General features: G+C 51.3%; 16 protein-coding genes, 2 rRNA genes and 1 pseudogene. 15 read left to right on the forward strand and 4 right to left on the reverse strand.

The window, feature by feature from the left end; translation table 11 throughout:
• Window positions 1–14: 14 nt before the first annotated feature.
• The 9 genes from nrdF to ACSBQN_RS11510 all read left to right on the forward strand — a co-directional run bounded on the left by nrdF (window position 15) and on the right by ACSBQN_RS11510 (window position 11,246).
• Window positions 15–977 carry a class 1b ribonucleoside-diphosphate reductase subunit beta gene (gene nrdF / locus ACSBQN_RS11470; RefSeq protein ID WP_004235573.1) on the forward strand — a complete coding sequence of 321 codons (963 nt, stop codon included), beginning with the start codon at window positions 15–17 and terminating at the stop codon, window positions 975–977.
• A gap of 605 nt (window positions 978–1,582) precedes the next feature.
• Complete coding sequence (proV, locus tag ACSBQN_RS11475) at window positions 1,583–2,788, forward strand: glycine betaine/L-proline ABC transporter ATP-binding protein ProV (protein WP_024474192.1); 1,206 nt, start codon at window positions 1,583–1,585, stop codon at window positions 2,786–2,788.
• Entirely contained in the window at window positions 2,775–3,914 is a 1,140-nt protein-coding gene (gene proW / locus ACSBQN_RS11480; protein ID WP_036407479.1) for a glycine betaine/L-proline ABC transporter permease ProW, read from the forward strand. The genes proV and proW overlap by 14 nt, the downstream gene beginning before the upstream one ends.
• 82 nt (window positions 3,915–3,996) lie before the next feature.
• Window positions 3,997–4,995 (forward strand): glycine betaine/L-proline ABC transporter substrate-binding protein ProX, encoded by a 999-nt coding sequence (proX, locus tag ACSBQN_RS11485; RefSeq protein WP_214177253.1) that lies wholly within the window; start codon window positions 3,997–3,999, stop codon window positions 4,993–4,995.
• A 169-nt stretch (window positions 4,996–5,164) separates the two neighbouring features.
• Window positions 5,165–6,391: an MFS transporter gene (locus tag ACSBQN_RS11490; RefSeq protein ID WP_024474194.1), complete on the forward strand. Its 1,227-nt coding sequence runs from the start codon at window positions 5,165–5,167 to the stop codon at window positions 6,389–6,391.
• A 483-nt stretch (window positions 6,392–6,874) separates the two neighbouring features.
• Complete coding sequence (gene mprA, locus ACSBQN_RS11495) at window positions 6,875–7,390, forward strand: transcriptional repressor MprA (RefSeq protein ID WP_004235567.1); 516 nt, start codon at window positions 6,875–6,877, stop codon at window positions 7,388–7,390.
• A 243-nt stretch (window positions 7,391–7,633) separates the two neighbouring features.
• Window positions 7,634–8,812: a multidrug efflux MFS transporter periplasmic adaptor subunit EmrA gene (gene emrA, locus ACSBQN_RS11500; RefSeq protein ID WP_081120218.1), complete on the forward strand. Its 1,179-nt coding sequence runs from the start codon at window positions 7,634–7,636 to the stop codon at window positions 8,810–8,812.
• A gap of 12 nt (window positions 8,813–8,824) precedes the next feature.
• Window positions 8,825–10,357 carry a multidrug efflux MFS transporter permease subunit EmrB gene (gene emrB / locus ACSBQN_RS11505; RefSeq protein WP_004235564.1) on the forward strand — a complete coding sequence of 511 codons (1,533 nt, stop codon included), beginning with the start codon at window positions 8,825–8,827 and terminating at the stop codon, window positions 10,355–10,357.
• Between the two features lie 712 nt (window positions 10,358–11,069).
• Window positions 11,070–11,246 carry a hypothetical protein gene (locus ACSBQN_RS11510; RefSeq protein WP_172973068.1) on the forward strand — a complete coding sequence of 59 codons (177 nt, stop codon included), beginning with the start codon at window positions 11,070–11,072 and terminating at the stop codon, window positions 11,244–11,246.
• A 44-nt stretch (window positions 11,247–11,290) separates the two neighbouring features.
• On the opposite strand, the gene ACSBQN_RS11515 is transcribed toward ACSBQN_RS11510, so the two are convergent.
• Entirely contained in the window at window positions 11,291–12,379 is a 1,089-nt protein-coding gene (locus ACSBQN_RS11515; RefSeq protein WP_354632900.1) for a tRNA/rRNA methyltransferase, read from the reverse strand.
• A gap of 181 nt (window positions 12,380–12,560) precedes the next feature.
• Here ACSBQN_RS11515 and ACSBQN_RS11520 point away from each other — a divergent pair, with 181 nt between their 5' ends.
• The 6 genes from ACSBQN_RS11520 to ACSBQN_RS11545 all read left to right on the forward strand — a co-directional run bounded on the left by ACSBQN_RS11520 (window position 12,561) and on the right by ACSBQN_RS11545 (window position 19,312).
• Window positions 12,561–13,265: a tRNA-uridine aminocarboxypropyltransferase gene (locus tag ACSBQN_RS11520; protein ID WP_032099097.1), complete on the forward strand. Its 705-nt coding sequence runs from the start codon at window positions 12,561–12,563 to the stop codon at window positions 13,263–13,265.
• A gap of 37 nt (window positions 13,266–13,302) precedes the next feature.
• Window positions 13,303–15,960, forward strand: a complete 2,658-nt coding sequence (locus ACSBQN_RS11525; protein ID WP_036407494.1) for a bifunctional acetate--CoA ligase family protein/GNAT family N-acetyltransferase — start codon at window positions 13,303–13,305, stop codon at window positions 15,958–15,960.
• Between the two features lie 184 nt (window positions 15,961–16,144).
• A complete protein-coding gene (gene pssA, locus ACSBQN_RS11530) occupies window positions 16,145–17,503 on the forward strand; it encodes a CDP-diacylglycerol--serine O-phosphatidyltransferase (RefSeq protein WP_024474201.1) in 1,359 nt (452 codons plus the stop codon).
• A gap of 55 nt (window positions 17,504–17,558) precedes the next feature.
• Entirely contained in the window at window positions 17,559–17,900 is a 342-nt protein-coding gene (locus ACSBQN_RS11535; protein ID WP_024474202.1) for a YfiM family lipoprotein, read from the forward strand.
• A 450-nt stretch (window positions 17,901–18,350) separates the two neighbouring features.
• Entirely contained in the window at window positions 18,351–18,944 is a 594-nt protein-coding gene (locus ACSBQN_RS11540; protein ID WP_024474203.1) for a hypothetical protein, read from the forward strand.
• Between the two features lie 11 nt (window positions 18,945–18,955).
• The gene (locus tag ACSBQN_RS11545) at window positions 18,956–19,312 is read left to right on the forward strand and encodes an autotransporter outer membrane beta-barrel domain-containing protein (protein ID WP_024474204.1); all 357 of its coding nucleotides are present in this window, start codon (window positions 18,956–18,958) and stop codon (window positions 19,310–19,312) included.
• Window positions 19,313–19,667: 355 nt separating this feature from the next.
• Here ACSBQN_RS11545 and ACSBQN_RS11550 read toward each other — a convergent pair.
• The 3 genes and pseudogenes from ACSBQN_RS11550 to ACSBQN_RS11560 form a co-directional block, all read right to left on the reverse strand.
• A pseudogene (locus ACSBQN_RS11550) lies at window positions 19,668–19,797 on the reverse strand (IS3 family transposase); the annotation flags it as partial.
• A 364-nt stretch (window positions 19,798–20,161) separates the two neighbouring features.
• Window positions 20,162–20,277: ribosomal RNA gene (gene rrf / locus ACSBQN_RS11555) — 5S ribosomal RNA — on the reverse strand.
• 106 nt (window positions 20,278–20,383) lie between these two features.
• Window positions 20,384–20,557, reverse strand: a 23S ribosomal RNA gene (locus tag ACSBQN_RS11560); the annotation flags it as partial.

Genomic DNA, 20,557 nt, shown 5'->3' on the forward strand with positions numbered 1-20,557 from the left:
TTCAGGATATTATCATGACCACATTAAGCCGCATTTCCGCGATTAACTGGAACCGGATTGAGGATGACAAAGACCTTGAGGTCTGGAACCGTCTGACCAGCAACTTCTGGCTGCCGGAAAAAGTACCGCTCTCCAATGACATTCCGTCGTGGCAGACACTGACCCCGGCAGAGAAACAGCTGACAATCCGCGTGTTCACCGGGCTGACCCTGCTGGATACCATTCAGAATACGGTCGGTGCACCGGCGCTTATCCCGGATGCCCTGACTCCGCACGAGGAAGCTGTACTCTCCAATATCAGCTTTATGGAAGCGGTGCATGCCCGCTCTTACAGCTCGGTTTTCTCCACGCTCTGCTCCACACAGGAGATTGATGACGCCTACCGCTGGAGTGAAGAGGAACCGACGCTGCAAAATAAAGCAGCGATTATCCTCGGCTATTACCGTGACCCGCACCCGCTGAAAAAGAAAGTCGCCAGTGTGTTTCTGGAATCCTTCTTATTCTATTCCGGATTTTATTTACCGATGTACTGGTCAAGCCGCGCCAAACTGACAAATACTGCCGATCTTATCCGCCTGATTATCCGGGATGAAGCAGTTCACGGCTATTATATCGGTTATAAATTCCAGCGGTCATTACAGAATTATGACGAACAAACCCGCAAAGAAATAAAGGAATTTACGTTCAGTCTGTTATTTGATTTATACGAGAATGAAGTCAGTTATACGCGGAAATTATATGACGGTGCCGGATGGTCTGAGGATGTGATTAAATTCCTGCATTATAATGCCAATAAAGCACTGATGAACTTGGGCTATGAAGCGCTGTTTCCGGAGAGTGTGACAGATGTCAGCCCGGCAATATTATCGGCGCTGTCACCGGATGCCAACGAGAATCACGATTTCTTTTCCGGATCCGGCTCTTCTTATGTGATAGGTAAAGCGGTGAACACAGAAGATGAAGACTGGGATTTTTAAATCAATCACTTCCGTTTAAGTATCGTACTGTAAACACCGGTTTTATTAATGCACTGATATTGCAGCATATTTATATCAGTGCATTATTCGCTCATAAAACAACCTGAATCATCAATTTTTACGGGGGTATTTTCCGGTTATCAGGATGTTTTTATCGAATTGTTTTCTTACTTAAGCGAAATATCCGTTATTGCACCATTAATTACATAACATTATTAATAAATATATTTAATGTGGCGTGATTTTTTTTCCCTGTTTTCGCGATGAATATCACAACTTACTGACACCGGGATTATCCGGCAGAATATCATCATATTCCCTTTTCAGGTATTCGGGATAAAAAGCGGTTAAAACAAGTGCCTGGTTAACTTTCAGGTACTCTTCCTTTCTTATTTTACGCAGATCATTCATATATTAATGAAATAAGATATTTAGCGGATCACGGTGATTTTACGCCAAAAACATATCCGTTCTTTTTGATTAATTCTCATAAACAAGGGGTTGTCAGCATTATCTCGTATGCTAGGGTAAATAACGTTTTTTTTCAGGGAGAGGATCCACATTTACCCATTTCACATCCACGTTATTCTGAATGGATATACTGCATGGCAATAAAACTCGAAGTTAAAAATCTTTATAAAATATTCGGTGAGCACCCGAAACAGGCATTTGAATTATTAGAACAGGGCCTCGACAAAGAACATATCTTTGAAAAGACCGGTGCTACCGTCGGCGTACAGGACGCCAATCTGGCCATTGAAGAAGGCGAAATATTCGTCATCATGGGACTGAGCGGTTCAGGGAAATCCACCTTAGTTCGTCTTCTCAATCGCCTGATAGAACCGACCCGCGGCCAGGTGCTGATTGACGGCGAAGATATCGCTGTGATTTCCGATCAGGCACTGCGCGAGGTACGGCGCAAAAAAATCAGCATGGTGTTTCAGTCCTTTGCGCTGATGCCGCATATGTCGGTGATCGACAATACCGCATTCGGCCTGGAACTGGCCGGGATGAGCAAAGCGGAACGTCATGAGCGTGCACTGGATGCGCTGAAACAGGTCAACCTGGAGCAGTGGGCAAATTCCTATCCGGATGAACTGTCCGGCGGGATGCGTCAGCGGATCGGGCTTGCCCGCGCGCTGGCGAATGACCCGGATATCCTGCTGATGGATGAGGCGTTCTCCGCCCTTGACCCGCTGATCCGCACCGAGATGCAGGATGAGCTGCTGAGCCTCCAGGGCGATAAACAACGCACCATCGTCTTTATTTCCCATGACCTCGACGAGGCCATGCGTATCGGCGACCGTATTGCCATTATGCAGGGCGGTGTTGTGGTACAGGTCGGCACCCCGGATGAGATCCTCAATAATCCGGCTAATGATTATGTCCGTACCTTCTTCCGTGGTGTGGATATCAGTCATGTGTTCAGCGCCAAAGATATTGCCCGCCGCCGGGCGGATGCGCTGCTGCATGTCGCACCGGGCTTCGGTCCGCGTTCGGCACTGAAAGTTCTCAATGATGATGACCGTGAATACGGCTATCTGATTGAACGCGGACAAAAATTTGCCGGTATTGTTTCTGTTGCCTCGCTGGAGGCGGCACTGAAAGCGAAAAAACCTATCACAGACGCCATTCTGAGCGAGCCGCAGGCAGTCAGCGCCGACACGCCGCTCAATGAGCTGCTGACCGTTGTCGCGCAGTCACCGTGTGCTGTTCCGGTGGTCGGCAACAACAACCGCTATGCCGGGGTTATCTCAAAAGGGATGCTGCTGCAGGCTTTAGATAAGGAGACGCCGAATGAGCCGGAATAATCAACAGGATACAGAACTGGATCCGTGGGCGGCGACATCAGAACCGGATCCTTCATCAGCACAAACAGCCCCTGACGCCGCAGACAGCAGTGATCCGTGGGGAAGTACCGCCGATACCGGCGGTGCGGATGCCGACCCGTGGGGTGGTGCGGCGGACAGCGGCAGTGACTGGCTGGATGCCGCACCGGCAGATACCGGCCCCGCGTTTGACTGGGCAAACCCGTTTGACCACTCGCTGATCCCGTTTGACAGCTGGGTGACCGATGCCATCAACTGGATTGTGCTGCACTTCCGCCCGGTCTTTCAGGGCATCCGTGTGCCGATCGATTTTGTGCTCACGACCTTCGAACAGGGGCTGACCGCCATTCCGGCGCCGATCGCCATTCTTATCTTTGCTCTGCTCGCCTGGCAGATGAGCGGCAAAGGGCTGGGGCTTGCCACCGTGGTATCACTGACCTTTATCGGTGCCATCGGGGCATGGAATGAAGCAATGGTGACTCTGTCACTGGTTCTGACCGCCCTGATGTTCTGTATTATCATCGGGTTACCGACCGGTATTGCCCTGGCGCGCCATGAACGCGCCGCGAAATTTATCCGTCCGCTGCTTGATGCCATGCAGACAACACCGGCTTTCGTCTATCTGGTGCCGATTGTCATGCTGTTCGGTATCGGTAACGTGCCGGGTGTGGTGGTGACCATTATCTTCGCCCTGCCGCCGGTGATCCGCCTGACTATCCTCGGGATCCGTCAGGTGCCCGCCGACCTGGTCGAAGCCGCAGAATCCTTTGGTGCCAACCCGCGTCAGATGCTGTTTAAAGTACAGCTGCCGCTGGCAATGCCGACCATCATGGCCGGGATCAACCAGACGCTGATGCTGGCACTGTCCATGGTGGTTATCGCCTCCATGATCGCTGTCGGCGGTCTGGGGCAGATGGTACTGCGCGGTATCGGCCGTCTGGATATGGGGCTGGCATCTGTCGGTGGTGCAGGGATTGTCATTCTCGCCATTATTCTTGACCGCCTGACACAATCACTCGGGAAAGATTCCCGCAGCAAAGCCGGCCGCCGCTGGTATCACACCGGCCCTGCCGGGCTTATCACCCGTCCGTTCCGCCGCGCGCCGTAACACGCGGCAGGGAGCCTCCGCTCCCGCTCATTATCATCCTGCCGCTGTTATCGCGGCGGCAGGCACAACAAGAGGGAAAACGATGCGTAAGACAGCAATCGCAGCAATCGCCTTATCGGCACTCATTGGTACTCAGGCTTTCGCGGACACCGCGCAGCCGGGCAAAGGGGTCAAAGTGCTGCCTGTACAAAGCACCATTACTGAAGAAACCTTTCAGACCCTTATCGTCAACAAAGCACTGGAAGAACTCGGCTACGACGTGCAGCCGATCCAGGAAGTGGATTACAACGTGGCCTATGCGTCAATCGCCAACGGTGATGCCACCTTTATGGCTGTGAGCTGGGTACCGCTGCACAACTCCCAGTACAAAGCGGCCGGAGGTGACGATAAATTCTACCGTAAAGGGGATTATGTTGTGAACGCCGCTCAGGGGTATCTGATTGACAAGAAAACCGCTGAGAAATACCACATCACCAATATTGAACAGCTGAAAGACCCGGAAATCGCCAAACTGTTTGACAGCAACGGCAACGGTAAAGCGGATCTGACCGGCTGTAACCCGGGCTGGGGCTGTGAGGCCGCCATCAACAACCATCTGAACGCCTATAAGCTGACAGACACCGTTGAGCACAACCAGGGGAACTATGCCGCGATGATGGCAGATACCATCACCCGTTACAAAGAAGGCAAACCGGTGCTTTACTATACCTGGACACCGTACTGGATCAGTGATGTCCTGAAACCGGGACGTGATGTGGTCTGGCTGGAAGTGCCGTTCTCCTCCATGCCGGACGGCGAGAAAATTGACACCAAACTGCCGAACGGTAAAAACTACGGCTTCCCGCCAAGCACCATGCATATCGCAGCCAACAAAGCCTGGGCTAAACAAAACCCGGCTGCCGCAGAGCTGTTCGCTGTCATGAAACTGCCGGTCTCGGCCATCAACGCCCAGAACCTGCGCATGCATAACGGCGAAAACTCACAGGCTGATATTGAACGTCACGCCAACGCCTGGATTAAAGCCAATCAGGCAAAATTCGACGGCTGGATTGAACAGGCGCGCAAAGCCGCTGATAAATAACCCGATCTGAAAAAGCCTCCCGGCGGCCATAGTCATATGGCCGCTTTTTTTACCCTCAATGAAACGTGATCAACCTCACAAAATCGATACCCTTTCCGGTCTGCTTTCTATATAGTAGCGCTCCGTAGTACCCGTAATCATTTCATAATCAATCAATCTTATAATAATCATGAAAAAGAAAACCATTGATGCGGTTCTGACACCTCAGCTTATCTGCCTGATGGCAATGGCGACCGGGTTGTTAGTCGCAAGTAACTATTATGCACAGCCTTTACTGGAGACAATTGCCGCACAATTCGGCGTTACCGCCGGTATGGCCGGATTTATCGTCACCACCGCCCAGCTCAGTTATGCTGCCGGCCTGATGTTTCTGGTGCCGCTCGGGGACAAATTCGAGCGCCGTAACCTGATTGTCACCATGACACTGCTGTCGGCTATCGGGCTGGTGATTTCTGCTCTGTCACAGACCCTCTGGCAATTGCTGCTGGGCACCGCACTGGCCGGGATGTTTTCCGTGGTGGCGCAGATTCTTATTCCGCTGGCGGCGACTATCGCCAAACCGCAGCACCGCGGCAAGGCAGTCGGAATTATTATGAGCGGCCTGCTGCTCGGTATCCTGCTGGCACGGACCGTCGCCGGTGTGCTGGCGGAATTCGGCGGCTGGCGGACAGTCTACTGGGCTGCATCCGGGCTGCTGGTTCTGCTGGCGCTGATCCTGTATCTGCGTCTGCCGCAGTATAAACAGGTGTCGGAACTGAAATACGGTCAGTTGCTGGCCTCCATTGTGGTGCTGTTTGTCCGCACCCCGGTTCTGCGTGTCCGGGCGGCGCTCGGTGCCATTGTGTTTGCCGCGTTCGGCCTGCTCTGGACTTCAATGGCCTTCCTGCTGGCATCGGATCCGTTTAATTATTCCGAGAGCACTATCGGGCTGTTCGGCCTCGCCGGTGCCGCAGGTGCCCTGATGGCAGGCCCGGCCGGACGTTTTGCCGATAAAGGCAAAGGTCGTCTGACCACCAGCGCCGGTCTGCTGCTCCTGCTGCTCTCGTGGATCCCGCTGGCACTGAGCGGTTATTCTGTCGCGGCCTTTGTGGCCGGGGTGGTGGTACTGGATCTGGCGGTACAGGCGGTGCATGTCACCAATCAGAGTACCCTCTACCGGATGATGCCGGAGGCACGCAGCCGTCTGACCGCCGGTTATATGACCTGCTATTTCTGCGGCGGCGCATTCGGTTCACTGCTGTCCGGCTATGCCTACAGCCATTATGGCTGGGATGGCGTCTGTTACAGCGGCGCGGCAGTCAGTGCCCTGGGGCTGGTGATCTGGCTTGCCGGGAAGAAGTATGATGTACCGCAGTCTGATGAAACGTCTACCCGTCAGCAGCCATCACACACCTGATTCCTCCGGAAAAAGCACCTTAGGGTGCTTTTTCCACTCAAAAATCCAACAAACATCGCATAATAATCTACCACCTGTGGATTATTCCTTCGTTAAAAGTTACAAATAACACTGTTAATCAAAGAAAATAATTTTTGACCACGTAAAATAGATACCACAGCGATAATCACTGCCATAACGGCAATGAAGGTCATTTGATATTCTTCATTATCATGGTTCACTAATAAAAATTGACGTAATTTATGAAGCAAAAATTACGCATAATCAGAGTCAGCCGCCCGGTAATGAAAATGTAAGTGATTTGCTAAATAATAAGTGATATTTGTGACTAACATTCATAAAATTTATGAATCAGGTGGCATTATCAAAAGAAATGTAGTGATATTAACCTGCTATAATTGTTAAATTAATCTTTTGGCCGGTCATTTCACCGGGTCATAGCCGGGTTAACATACCAACAGAAACTAATAAGGTATCTCAATAATGGAAAGTTCATTTACACCGACAGAAGAATTGCTTAACAGCCGGATCTCACAACAGAAGAATCTGGGTGCCGATCTGCCGTATCAGGAAATTTTACTGACCCGGCTTTCAATGCACGTTCAGAGTAAATTATTAGAAAAACGCAACAATATGCTGAAATCTCAGGGCATCAATGAGACATTGTTCATGGCTCTGATGATTCTGGATACTAAAGAATCCCACAGCATTCAGCCTTCAGAACTCAGCGCCGCACTCGGTTCTTCCCGCACCAATGCGACCCGCATCGCGGATGAGCTCGAGAAAAACGGCTGGATTGAGCGCAAAGAGAGCCACAATGACCGCCGCTGTCTGCATCTGCACCTGACAGAAAAAGGCTCAGATTTTCTGCACAGTCTGCTGCCGCCTCAGCATGATGCATTGCGTCATATCTGGTCAGCACTGGCCGAAGATGAACAGAAAAACCTGGAAAAGCTGATGCGCAAACTACTTATTCAGCTCGATAAGAGCGACAACTAAATAACCTTTTATTGTTTAAGGTTAATGAATAAGAGCTTTTCTCAATAAGCAGGTGTAAAAAAACCTTTTCTGTTGGCTCGGATCCTTTATCCTTCACAGGCTGACATTTCTGCCATCAATTGATGTGCTGACCATCCGGGCTTGCGGTTGTCGTTTATCACAGTGACGACAATAGCAAGCCTGTCTTTGTTGCGGTTATGTCATGCAACACCTTAAAAAAAGAACAATATCCGGAGATAACTGATGAGTGTCAGTGAGGAAACTCAGGCTGTCCAGCCCCCTGTCCGTAACAAAAAACGACAACGCCGTAATGCGCTGATGTTACTGACATTACTGTTTGTATTACTGGGTGCGGCTTACACCGTTTACTGGTTTATGGTGCTCCGCCATCATGAATCGACCGATAACGCCTATGTCACCGGCAACCAGGTGATTGTGATGTCACAGGTTTCCGGCAGTGTTACGACTGTCAGTGTGGATAATACCGATTATGTGACCGCCGGAACACTGCTGGTGCAGCTCGATAAACGGGATGCCGGACTGGCGCTGGAAAAAGCACAGGTTGCGCTGGCAAACAGTGTCCGTCAGACACATCAGCAGATGATCAACAGCCGTCAGTTACTGGCCGGTATTGAAGTCCGCCGTTCAGAACTGACCCGCCTGCAGAATGACCTGCGCCGCCGTGAAGTACTGGGCGCACAGAATGTGATCGGCAAAGAAGAACTTCAGCACGCCCGCGAAGCCGTGGTGAGCGCCAAAGCGCAGCTGGATGTTGCCACCGAGCAGTTTAATGCCAACAAAGCCGTGATCCTCGATACCCCGCTGAGCGAACAGCCGGCAGTGAAACAGGCGGCCACTGAAGTACGTAACGCCTGGCTGGCACTGGAGCGGACCGATATCCGCAGTCCGGTGGACGGTTATGTCTCCCGGCGCAGTGTGCAGGTCGGTGCACAAATCACCCCTGCCACCCCGCTGATGGCCGTGGTTCCGGCCACCGGTATGTGGATTGACGCCAACTTTAAAGAAACCCAGCTCAGCGCCATGCGTATCGGGCAGCCGGCCAAAGTGGTTACTGATTTCTACGGCGACAAAGTGGTCTTCACCGGTACCGTTACCGGACTGGACATGGGCACCGGTAGCGCCTTCTCCCTGCTGCCTGCGCAGAATGCCAGTGGTAACTGGATCAAAGTAGTACAGCGTCTGCCGGTGCGTATCGCGCTGGATCCGGCACAGCTGGAGAAATACCCGCTGCGTATCGGTCTTTCCGGTGATGTCACCGTGGACACGCAGAATACTGACGGCCCGGTGCTGTCGAAAAGCGTGCGCACCGATCCGGCCTATCATACCAGTGCCCTGAGCATTGATATGCAACCGGCGGATCAGATGATCGCTGAGATTATCAGCCGCAATGCCGGTCAGTAAGGGGTCAGGGTTATGCAGGCGCCACTGACCGGAGCAAGACTGGCCTGGATGACTATCGCCCTGTCACTGGCGACTTTCATGCAGGTGCTCGACTCCACTATCGCCAACGTGGCGATCCCGACGATCGCCGGTAACCTGGGTTCTTCTAACTCTCAGGGAACCTGGGTGATTACCTCATTCGGGGTGGCGAATGCTATCTCCATCCCGATCACCGGCTGGCTGGCCAAGCGGATCGGCGAAGTGCGTCTGTTTATGTGGTCAACAGCGCTGTTTGCCATCTCCTCCTGGTTATGCGGTATTTCCAACAGCCTGGGCATGCTGATTTTCTTCCGCGTGATCCAGGGTCTGGTGGCCGGGCCGCTGATCCCGCTGTCGCAGAGTCTGCTGCTCAATAACTATCCTCCCGCAAAACGCACTATGGCACTGGCGCTCTGGTCAGTCACCATTGTTATCGCGCCGATCTGCGGGCCTATCCTCGGCGGCTATATCAGTGACAACTATCACTGGGGCTGGATTTTCTTCATCAACGTGCCGTTCGGGATTGTGATCATGATGCTGACCGCAAAAACCCTGGAAGGCCGGGAAACCAAAACGGAAATCCGTCCGATTGATACTGTCGGGCTGATCCTGCTGGTGGTGGGGGTTGGCTGTCTGCAGATTATGCTCGACCAGGGCAAAGAGCTGGACTGGTTTAACTCGACGGAGATTATTGTCCTGACCGTGATAGCGGTGGTGGCCATCGCCTTCCTGATCGTCTGGGAGCTGACGGATGACCACCCCGTGGTGGACTTGTCTCTGTTTAAGAGCCGCAACTTCACGATAGGCTGTCTCAGCCTCAGTCTGGCCTATATGCTCTATTTCGGCACCATTGTTCTGCTGCCGCAGCTGTTACAGGGGGTATTCGGCTACACAGCCACCTGGGCAGGGCTGGCTTCCGCGCCGGTCGGTATTCTGCCGCTGCTGATCACACCGCTTATCGGTAAATACGCCCATAAAGTGGATTACCGGATCATTGTGACATTCAGTTTCATTATGTATACCGTCTGTTTCTACTGGCGGGCCTATACATTTGAGCCGGGAATGGACTTTGCCGCCGCAGCCTGGCCGCAGTTTGTACAGGGGCTGGCAATCGCCTGTTTCTTTATGCCGCTGACCACCATTACACTTTCCGGCCTGCCGCCGGAGAAAATGGCGTCGGCATCCAGCCTGTCAAACTTTACGCGGACACTGGCCGGGGCTATCGGAACATCGATCACCACCACGATGTGGACACAGCGGGAGTCCATGCATCACGCCAATTTTGCTGAGCATATCAACCCGTTCAGCCCGGATACACAGCAGATGTATCACACGCTGGGTGAAATGGGGATGTCGCAGCAGCAATCATCAGCCTATATCGCAAAAGTGATCACCGACCAGGGGCTGATTATCTCTGCAAACGAGATTTTCTGGCTCTCTGCCGGTGTCTTCCTGGTGCTGATGCTGCTGGTCTGGTTTGCCAAGCCACCGTTTACTGCCGGTGGCGGCGGCGGTGGTGCACATTAAATAAGAAAATAAGGGCACTACGGTGCCTTTATTTTTATTGGCACATTTAATATAAAAATAAAATACATTCACCCAAAGATTAATTAAACAATAATAAAACACAAGTTTATTAACAGAATAATAACTTGCTATTAAAATCATTAAATTGCTATTCTTATTTCACCGCAGCACAGTATCATTATCAGCTGCACTATTAATATCACGGATGATTATTAATATTATATTTACAAAGGAGTGTAACCATGATTTAGCATCATTAATACTGTTTGCCATAATTTTTATTTTTAATGCACATTTTTGCACCATGCTCCGGCATGGTTTTTTTATAATATTATTATCTGTTATTAATAGCAATTATTCCTGCGCTACCGGTATGATTAGCGGGCTGACAGACGGGTGAACAAACTGCAGGATATCCATGAGCGCATTGTTAGATAAATTTATAAATCTCTGTAATATTCCGAAGTGGGATATTCACAACTATCTTCCCGGTAATCAGAGTAAAAACACTGATACAATACTGACAGATTATCATCTGACAAAAATTGCTGAACATTATTATTTTCGTCATAATATAACAAGAGACATTTATTTATGCCTGCGGGGCGACGTCTATTTTTATATTCTTTCTGAATATCTTGATCAGGTAAAATGTGTATTACCCTTATCACCAACAAATAATCTTAAGCATCATATTTCAGAAAAAACATTCATGAATATCATTAATCATAAAGGTGATATTCTGATGGCCGGAAAACTGTCCGTGGATGACGGGCGGATTAAATGCTGGCGGCCTTTTGACTGCTTTACCGGCGATCCCGGCAGATATCAGCGGGCACTGGACTCAGACGCGATAAAAAACCTGCTGACACTCCACCTTATCAATTAAAAACCCGGCGAATGCCGGGTTTTATCAGCGATAATCAATGGATATCAGCTGACTTTATTCTGCTGCCACCAGCGTGCCAGGATAATCCCGGTCGCAACGGACACGTTCAGGCTTTCCACATTACCGGTACCGCCGACTGACAGGCGCATATCTCCGCCTTCCCAGACCGCGTCACTCAGGCCGTCACTCTCTTCACCCAGAACCAGTACCATTTTTGCAGGCAGTGTGGCTTTCGCCAGGTCGGTGCTGCCTTTGTGGCTGGAGGTGGTGACGATGGCGTACCCTCTTTTGCGGAATAAATCCAGCGTATCAGTCAGGCCATCGGCATCAATCCCGACCAGATGCTCGGCACCGCCTTCCGCTGTGCGGACAGCTGCACCGGATTCCAGCACAGAGGCATCCTGAAGGATCACACCGTTGACACCGAAGTGAGCACAGCTGCGCATAATACCGCCGAGGTTATGCGGGTTACCGACGTTTTCCAGCGCCAGCACGCAATCCTGCTCACCGGCGGTTTCCAGATAGGTTTCCGCACTCACACCGCCGCGTTTTTTAATCAGGAAGCAGACACCGCCGTGGTGCTCGGTACCGGATGCTTTGGCCAGCTCTTCCTCATCCACCACATGATAGGCTTTGCGGTTTGCCGCCAGCCATTTCAGGGTATCGCGGAAACGCGGTGTCACTGACTGAACAAACCAGGCGCGCACAATACGCTCCGGACGGCTGCGGAACATGGCCTGACAGGCGTTTTCCCCGTAAATACGGGTTTCCTCCTGACGCTGACGGCGCAGCTGTGCCGGGTCGATCTGGCTTTTGCCGCTGATACCGCCGTGATCCGGGATCAGCCCCTCTCCGTCTTCTGACGGCTGACGGGACACGGTTTTCCACGGTGAACGACCGTCATCGGAATAACTTCCCTGGCCTCTGCGTTCGCCGCGATCACCACGGTCACTGCGTTCTCCGCGATTGCTGCGTTCATTGCGATCCCCGCGCGGGCCGCGGCTGTTGCGCTCTCCGCGATCTGATCCCCGGCCGCCGCGTCTGTCTGATTTTTTCTGATCGTCCTGTTTGTCCTCACTGCGGACATACATGACTTTCACTTTGCCGTTTTTACCATTTAAAGAGTCGTTCATGTGTTTCTCCCACGCCATTTCCGGGGGCGAAGATTACCCGATATCGTCCGGACCTGCCGGTTATGGTCACCGGCCGCCCCCGCCGGAGGCACTGAACTCAGGCGCCCCCGCGAAAAATCATGCTATTGTGCAGCGTTAACAGTACAATGCATACTGTTTTTTGTGAAACCAGCCGATAAAAATGAAGACCAATTCTGTTTACCAGTTACGCCAGCGGCGTCTGGCACAATCCACCCGTGTTTTCCGTGCCCGGGGATGTCGTGTAGTCCGTTGTAATTACTGCTTATTACCCGAAAAAAACTGTCTGTGTGACACCATACAGACCCGGGATGCGCGCAGTCAGTTCTGCCTGCTGATGTATGATACCGAACCGCTCAAACCCAGCAATACCGGGAAGCTTATCGCCGATGTCCTGCCGGACACACAGGCTTTTCTGTGGTCGCGTACCGAACCGGATGAGGCCCTGCTCGCTCTTCTGAAAGATGACACCCGCCAGCCGTACCTGATTTTCCCGCAGGCGTATGCCACTCCGCCGCGTCAGGTGTTCAGTGATGTGCCGGAAAATACAAAGCCGCCGCTGTTTATTCTGCTCGACGGCACCTGGCCGGAAGCACGCAAAATGTTCCGTAAAAGCCCGTATCTCGATAACATTCCGCTGCTCTCCATCAACGATCTGGCACAGAAAGATTATCTGCTGCGGGTTGCGGCGCGGGAAGATCAGCACTGTACCGCCGAAGTAGCCGCTGCAGCACTGATGATGGCGGGTGATACCGCGGCCGGAAAACAGCTTCTGGATCACTTCACCTGCTTCCGCCGTCAGTATTTGAAGGGTAAGTCACATCTTCCGGTGGCACAAATCAGAGCAGAGGAGCTGCTTTTAGGCTAAATTAAAGCACACGGGAATCCGGTCTGAGGAGAACACCATGAGTCAGCGCGGCCTTGAAGCATTACTCCGGCCTCAATCCATTGCGGTTATCGGTGCATCCGAAAAGCCTAACCGGGCGGGTTCCCGGATGATGAGCAATCTGCTCAGCGGCGGTTTTGCCGGGCCGGTTCTGCCGGTCACGCCGTCACGCCGCTCAGTGCAGGGGGTGCTGGCGTATCCGTCTGTTGCTGATCTGCCGCTGGTGCCGGATCTGGCCATTATCTGCACCCATCCCAAACGTAATATTGCCCTGCTGAATGAACTCGGTGAACTCGGCTGCCGCGCGGTGATTATTCTCTCCGCCCCGGCGTCACAGACTGCTGAGCTGAAACAGACCTGTCAGCACTATAATATCCGCCTGCTCGGCCCGAACAGTCTGGGGTTGCTTGCGCCCTGGCAGGGGCTGAATGCCAGCTTTTCCCCGGTACCGGTGCTCAAAGGCAAACTGGCGTTTATTTCCCAGTCCGCCGCCGTTTCCAACACCATTCTGGACTGGGCACAACAGCGGGAAACCGGTTTTTCCTACTTTATCGCACTCGGCAGCAGCGCGGATATTGATATCGACGATATGCTCGATTTCCTGGCCCGCGACAGCAAAACCAGCGCCATTCTGCTCTATCTCGAACATATTCATGATGCGCGGCGCTTTATGTCCGCCGCCCGCAGTGCCTCCCGCAATAAACCGATCCTGGTGGTCAAAAGCGGCCGCACGCAGCGCACACAATTACTGGTCGGTGAAACGCCGAGCCTGGATATCGCCTATGATGCGGCAATCCAGCGCGCCGGTCTGCTGCGGGTGCAGGATACCCACGAGATGTTTTCCGCCGTGGAAACCCTGACCTTTATGAAGCCGCTGCGCGGTGAACGCCTCGCCATTATGAGCAACGGCGCGGCACCGGCAGCAATGGCGCTGGACGAACTGTTCCGCCGCCGGGGGAAAATTGCCGGTCTCAGTGATGAGAGCAGCGCCGCACTCGCGGCGGTATTGCCGGATGATTTTGTGATCAATAATCCGCTGGATCTGCGCGATGACGCCACGGTGGATCGCTATATCGCCACCCTGAATATTCTGCTCGGCAGCCACGATCATGATGCCCTGCTGATCCTCCACTCCCCGAGTGCCATTGCACCGGGCAAAGAAACCGCCGCCCGGATTATTGCCGCGATCGCACAGCACCCGCGCAGCCGCTGGCTGACAATTTTCACCAACTGGAGCGGGGAATATTCCTCACAGGAAGCCCGCCGCCTGTTCGGCGAGGCGGGGATCCCCACTTACCGCACACCGGAAGGTGCTGTGACCGCTTTTATGCATATGGTGGAATTCCGCCGCAACCAGAAACAACTGGCGGAAACTCCCGCTCTATCCGAAGGACTGACCGCCAACCGGCAGCAGGCTCATCACTGCATAGACAGCGCTCTGCGCCGTCAGCACACTGTTCTGGATACCTATGAAATCGAGCCGGTGCTGGATGCTTACGGGCTGAACATTCTGCCGACCTGGATTGCCCATTCTGCGGATGATGCCGTTACCATTGCCGAAACACTGGGTTACCCGGTGGCGCTGAAACTGCGCTCACCGGATATCGCACATAAATCCGATGTGCAGGGCGTGATGCTTTATCTGCGGGATAAACAGGAAGTCGCCACCTCAGCAGCAGCGATTATTGACCGCGTGACACAAAACTTTCCTGATGCGCAGATAGACGGGCTGATTGTGCAGTCAATGGCGAACCGCGCCGGGGCACAGGAACTGCGGATTGCCGTGACCCAGGATGCGGTTTTCGGCCCGGTGATTATGCTGGGGGATGCCAGCCGCCCGTGGGATGATGAATCCCCGGCCGCCGTTGCCCTGCCGCCGCTCAATATGGCGCTTGCCCGTTATCTGGTGATTCACGCCATTAAAAATAACAAACTGGCGGCCGGCAGCGCCCTGAATCCGCTGGATATTGCGGGTCTGAGCAGAGTGCTGGTACAGGTGTCCAACCTGATAATTGACTGCCCGCAGGTGGTGACACTCGATTTGCACCCGCTGCTCGCCTCCGGTACGGAATTTACTGTCCTGGATGCCACGATGACTCTGGCAGCGGCGGCCGGTGACGGCCGTCAGCGTCTGGCTATCCGCCCGTATCCGGCAGAACTGGAGGAGAATTTTCAGTTAAAAGACGGCGCGGTTGTGCATGTCCGCCCTATCCTGCCGGAAGACGAACCCCTGCTGAAAGCCTTTATTGACCGCGTGACCAAAGAAGACCTTTATTACCGTTATTTCAGTGAGATCAGTGAATTTACCCACGACGACCTGGCAAAAATGACCCAGATTGATTATGACCGCGAAATGGCCTTTGTGGCGGTGGACAGCGGTGGTCAGATTATCGGGGTTGCCCGTGCGATGTCTGATCCGGATAACCGGGAAGCGGAATTTGCGGTGCTGGTGCGGTCAGATATGAAAGGCAATACCCTGGGTTATCAGCTGATGTACAAACTGCTCGCCTACACAAAATCACGCGGTATCCTCCTGCTGACCGCCATCACCATGCCGGAGAACCGCAATATGATCCAGCTGGCGAAAAAGCTCGGGTTTACCGTCGAAACTCAGTTTGAGGATGGCATCGTCAACCTGACACTTCACCTGAATTCTGAAATTACCGCAGTGCAATAGTCAAAAACAGACAACGTGATATATGACACAGACTTAACCGTCACTTAAGCAGAAAGTGAATTGCTGCGCACAATCAGACAAACTGGTGATATAATCCTTTGATCTGTTCATCTTTTCATTACCGGCCCGGTACCTGTTTATTCCGTAACCGCCGCCTATAACTAAAGAGATAATTCGCACTGTGATGTTGTCAAAATTCAAATCCGCGAAACACCAACAGCACCTTGCACAACTGCCGAAGTTAGCACAGTCTGCGGATGATGTTGAAACGCTGTTTCATACCCGCGACTTTAAAGGCCGTCTGCTGGCAGAAATCGCCGGTGCAAAGAAAACCGTTTATATTTCTGCGTTATATATTGAGCACGATGATGCGGGCCGGGATTTCCTTGACGCGCTGTATGCCGCCAAAAAAGCCAATCCGGAACTGGATATCAAAGTCTTTGTTGACTGGCACCGCGCACAGCGCGGGCGTATCGGTGCAGAAGCGAATGCCACCAATGCCGACTGGTATCACTCCGTCGCGGCATCTCATCCTGATCTGCTGATCCCGATCTTCGGCATACCGGTAAACACCCGCGAAGCGCTGGGTGTTCTGCATCTGAAAGGTTTTATTATTGACGATACCGTTATTTACAGCGGTGCCAGCGTCAATAATGTCTATCTGTATCAGCATGATAAATACCGTTATGACCGCTACCACTTCCTGCGTAACCCGGAACTGGCGGCGGCAATGAAACTGTTTATTGATGAAATGCTGCTGCCGGAACCGGCAGTACAGAAACTCGATACCGAAACCCGTGTGAAAACGCCGGAGATCAAAAACCTGATCCGCGATTTCCGCCTGAAACTGCGCCATGCCGCATACCACTTCACCCCGCAGGCACTGCCTGATGATCAGTTGGCCGTGACGCCGCTGATTGGTCTAGGGAAAAAGAATATGCTCAATAACACCATTGAGCACCTGATGTGTTCCGCGCAGGAAAAAGTGGTTATCTGCACGCCGTATTTCAACCTGCCCTCAACACTGGTGCGCATTATCAGCCGCCTGCTGCGGGACGGGAAACAGGTGGAAATCATTATCGGCGATAAAACTGCCAATGATTTCTATATTCCGCCGGAAGAGCCGTTCAAAATTATCGGTGGTCTGCCTTATCTGTATGAAATCAACCTGCGCCGCTTTATGCAGCGCCTGCAGCGGTTCTCCGACAGTGAGCAACTGACCATCCGCCTGTGGAAGGATGACGACAACACCTATCACCTGAAAGGGATGTGGGTGGATAATCAGTGGCAACTGATCACCGGTAATAACCTGAACCCGCGCGCCTGGGGGCTGGATCTGGAAAATGCGATCCTTATCCGTGACCCGAAACAGGAACTGCACGCACAGCGTCAGGAAGAGCTGACCAATATCCGCACCAACACAACCATTATCCGCAGCTACACTGAGCTGGATAATATCCGTGACTATCCGGTCAAGATCAAAAAACTGCTGCGCCGTCTGCGCCGTGTCCGTCTTGATCGCCTGATAAGCCGGATCCTCTGATATAAACGTCCCGGCACCCGCCGGGATTTTTTTATCTGTTTCCCGGAGAACAATTATGTCCGTAACATTAGGTACCCGTCTGACAGTCTTTTTCTGCCTGCTGCTGAGTTCCGGCTGTTCGATGCACCTTGCCAATGACAGCTGGACCGGACGGGATAAAGCCCAGCATTTTGCCTTTTCAGCCGCAACTGCGATTGCCGCTAGTGCTTATGGCGATCACCAGAACTGGCAGCACCGGCATAGTGCACAATTCGGCATCGGTTTTTCCGTTGCACTGGGAGCCGCGAAAGAGTTTTATGACAGCCGCCCGGGCGGTACCGGCTGGAGTGTGAAAGATTTCGTCTGGGATATCGCCGGCGCCGTTGCCGGTTACAGTGTGTACCAATCGCTGAAATAAAAATCCGGTGACCGGACAGTGTTAATTTTGTGAGCAATATCACATGCAAAAAAATGATTCATTCCGGTTAATTTTCCGCAATGACAACGGGCCAGGTAATTTAAATATTTAATAACTTTTCAATTTAAATAGTGCTGTTTCTCATTATTTCTTATTTAAACAACATAACTTAAAATTAATCTTACGTAAAATAAACCGGAATGAAAATGGCACTTTCATTATTAATTTGATAATAACCATAACCCAACATCCGGATAAGTAAGGATGAAAATGATATGTCTAAGTGCAAATACCCATAGTAAAAATAAAATAAGAATATATTCATGCCATTAGATACCCGCAATAGGAATCCCCTTATTTCCCGCGTAGTAAACACCCTATAATTTCCTGATAATAATAGGTATTAGGATCTTTTCCCTTTTACCTTTATTCCGAACACAGGCCACTATTATGAAATTTAAACTTTCACAAATTACCGTATTGGTAGTTAGTGCACTTTCCGTATCTGCGGGAATGGCGGCTACTATCAATGATACCGTTAATATAAACAACAACAACGCAGGTCCGATTATCACAGAGAAGTATCGTTCTGACGATACTGTTAAATATTCCGGTTCAATCAGTAACAGTCCGAATACCATCACATTTGTCGGTCGTGAGTCTGATCGGGAAGGAAATATGTATTATTCCCACAGAACGGAAAATGATGGCTCTCTTACCCGGATCGGTGTCAACTATGACTATGAATACTTTTATTCTGCTGTAGAAGTCGACACCCTGGCGATTACAGATTCCAGTGTCCGCATCAACGGTAAAGCTGATAATTTAACCGTTGACGGTAAATCAGTTGTCACTATTACCGGCAGTGATGCCTATGATAAGTATCTCGGTGCAGACTATGAGAACCCATCAAACCCTCAGTCTACACTGCCGCTATATCGTAACGGTTATGACAATAACCGCTGGGATGAAATCACTGTCAGCACCGGAAACGGCACTTACAATGATGAATCCAGATCTTTATCACTCCTTACGGACAGTTAGCGTATAACCGTATGGGCAGTAAAGATATCACCCTGAATAATGGTATGGATGCGGCAATCAGGAGCCAGACCTCATTTACCAGCGAACTGGGTGTCAATGCCGGTAAAGACTTCAGCTTTGATAACGGCCTGGTGTTCTCCCCGTATGTGAAAGCAGCGTGGAATCATCAGTATGAAGACGGTAACGAAGTTGAATTTAACCGTTACAACACTATTAACCTGGATTTATCCGGCAGTACCGGTAAATTCGGTGCCGGTTTCAATGCCCGCTATAACAACGTGAATATGTTCATGGAATTACAGCACATTGCCGGTGATGCGGTTTATTCACCAATCAACGGACAGATTGGTGTCCGTTATAACTTCTGATTTATGATCAGAGACTAAAAATCTGCATTACGGTTCATCCCGGTTATTTAAATAAAAAGGGTTTCATGTTTATCATGAAACCCTTTTTCTGTGGGGCTTTCCCACGATCCGGAATGATTAACCTCACTGTTCAGCCCCTTCTGTTGCCAGTACAAAAGATTCCGGTAATATTTCCGGCTCTTTGATGGGCGGTCAGTTGTCCGGATATACGTCACGTCACCATATCTGATCGGATAGTGTTACTGCGGACTGACGCGTAAGGTGATGTCTGTCACCCGGTCAGCTTCATCCGAAGTCTCTTTCCATGACTGATGTTATGCAGTTCCTGTACCTGACTGCGTAATATAGCCCGTCAGCCATCCGATTTGTCAGGACCGTTTTTCCAGTATTTGCAACTGCAGCGATGAACCCCGACCCCGGCAAAGTGTGACCACAGGATAATGCGTTCTGAGTTTCCCGGTTACCCGGAATTGTTCAGAAAGTCTGCATCAGGCACGCGGTGGCTTTTTTAATATTTCATTTTTGTCGCACAGTGCCCTAAAGAAGCAAAATCAGCCTGTCTTATAGCTTAAAAAAAGCACGTAGCTCGTGTCCGGAAAGGAGAGAATTTAGATTGCATTCAGAGGGATCCGGAACATTTCAGGAGAATGACAGCGATATATATAGAGTGTGATTTCTCACCATTGACTCATTATGATCTATTCAGGTGCAGAGTATTACCTGTAGTTAAACCTGAAATTACCGACTGTTAATTTTTCATCCGGTAAATGACCACACATTTCGCCATTTTTATTTTACCCCCAAAACGCAAAAAAGCCACCCAATGGGTGGCTTCTTCACTTAATAATAACCTGGCGGTTCCCTACTCTCACATGGGGAGACCCCACACTACCATCGGCGCTACGGCGTTTCACTTCTGAGTTCGGCATGGGGTCAGGTGGGACCACCGCGCTACGGCCGCCAGGCAAATTCATTTCAATCCAAAACAAGCTTTCACACTGAATGACTTCTGTCTCTTCACTGTGCTGAAAAATTCTTTCGTCTCTCAACTCAAAACACCTTCGGTGTTGTCAGGTTAAGCCTCACGGTTCATTAGTACTGGTCAGCTCAACGCATCGCTGCGCTTACACACCCAGCCTATCAACGTCTTAGTCTCAAACGTTCCTTCAGGACCCTTAAAGGGTCAGGGAAGACTCATCTCGAGGCAAGTTTCCCGCTTAGATGCTTTCAGCGGTTATCTCTTCC

Origin of the sequence: Morganella sp. B601, from assembly GCF_051172335.1 — a bacterium.
GTDB lineage: Bacteria > Pseudomonadota > Gammaproteobacteria > Enterobacterales > Enterobacteriaceae > Morganella > Morganella morganii.

Coding starts and splice junctions, on each gene's coding strand:
- nrdF (WP_004235573.1), top strand. CDS start 15: ATGACCACATTAAGCCGCATTTCCGCGATTAACTGGAACCGGATTGAG.
- proV (WP_024474192.1), top strand. CDS start 1,583: ATGGCAATAAAACTCGAAGTTAAAAATCTTTATAAAATATTCGGTGAG.
- proW (WP_036407479.1), top strand. CDS start 2,775: ATGAGCCGGAATAATCAACAGGATACAGAACTGGATCCGTGGGCGGCG.
- proX (WP_214177253.1), top strand. CDS start 3,997: ATGCGTAAGACAGCAATCGCAGCAATCGCCTTATCGGCACTCATTGGT.
- ACSBQN_RS11490 (WP_024474194.1), top strand. CDS start 5,165: ATGAAAAAGAAAACCATTGATGCGGTTCTGACACCTCAGCTTATCTGC.
- mprA (WP_004235567.1), top strand. CDS start 6,875: ATGGAAAGTTCATTTACACCGACAGAAGAATTGCTTAACAGCCGGATC.
- emrA (WP_081120218.1), top strand. CDS start 7,634: ATGAGTGTCAGTGAGGAAACTCAGGCTGTCCAGCCCCCTGTCCGTAAC.
- emrB (WP_004235564.1), top strand. CDS start 8,825: ATGCAGGCGCCACTGACCGGAGCAAGACTGGCCTGGATGACTATCGCC.
- ACSBQN_RS11510 (WP_172973068.1), top strand. CDS start 11,070: ATGAATATCATTAATCATAAAGGTGATATTCTGATGGCCGGAAAACTG.
- ACSBQN_RS11515 (WP_354632900.1), bottom strand. CDS start 12,379: ATGAACGACTCTTTAAATGGTAAAAACGGCAAAGTGAAAGTCATGTAT.
- ACSBQN_RS11520 (WP_032099097.1), top strand. CDS start 12,561: ATGAAGACCAATTCTGTTTACCAGTTACGCCAGCGGCGTCTGGCACAA.
- ACSBQN_RS11525 (WP_036407494.1), top strand. CDS start 13,303: ATGAGTCAGCGCGGCCTTGAAGCATTACTCCGGCCTCAATCCATTGCG.
- pssA (WP_024474201.1), top strand. CDS start 16,145: ATGTTGTCAAAATTCAAATCCGCGAAACACCAACAGCACCTTGCACAA.
- ACSBQN_RS11535 (WP_024474202.1), top strand. CDS start 17,559: ATGTCCGTAACATTAGGTACCCGTCTGACAGTCTTTTTCTGCCTGCTG.
- ACSBQN_RS11540 (WP_024474203.1), top strand. CDS start 18,351: ATGAAATTTAAACTTTCACAAATTACCGTATTGGTAGTTAGTGCACTT.
- ACSBQN_RS11545 (WP_024474204.1), top strand. CDS start 18,956: ATGGGCAGTAAAGATATCACCCTGAATAATGGTATGGATGCGGCAATC.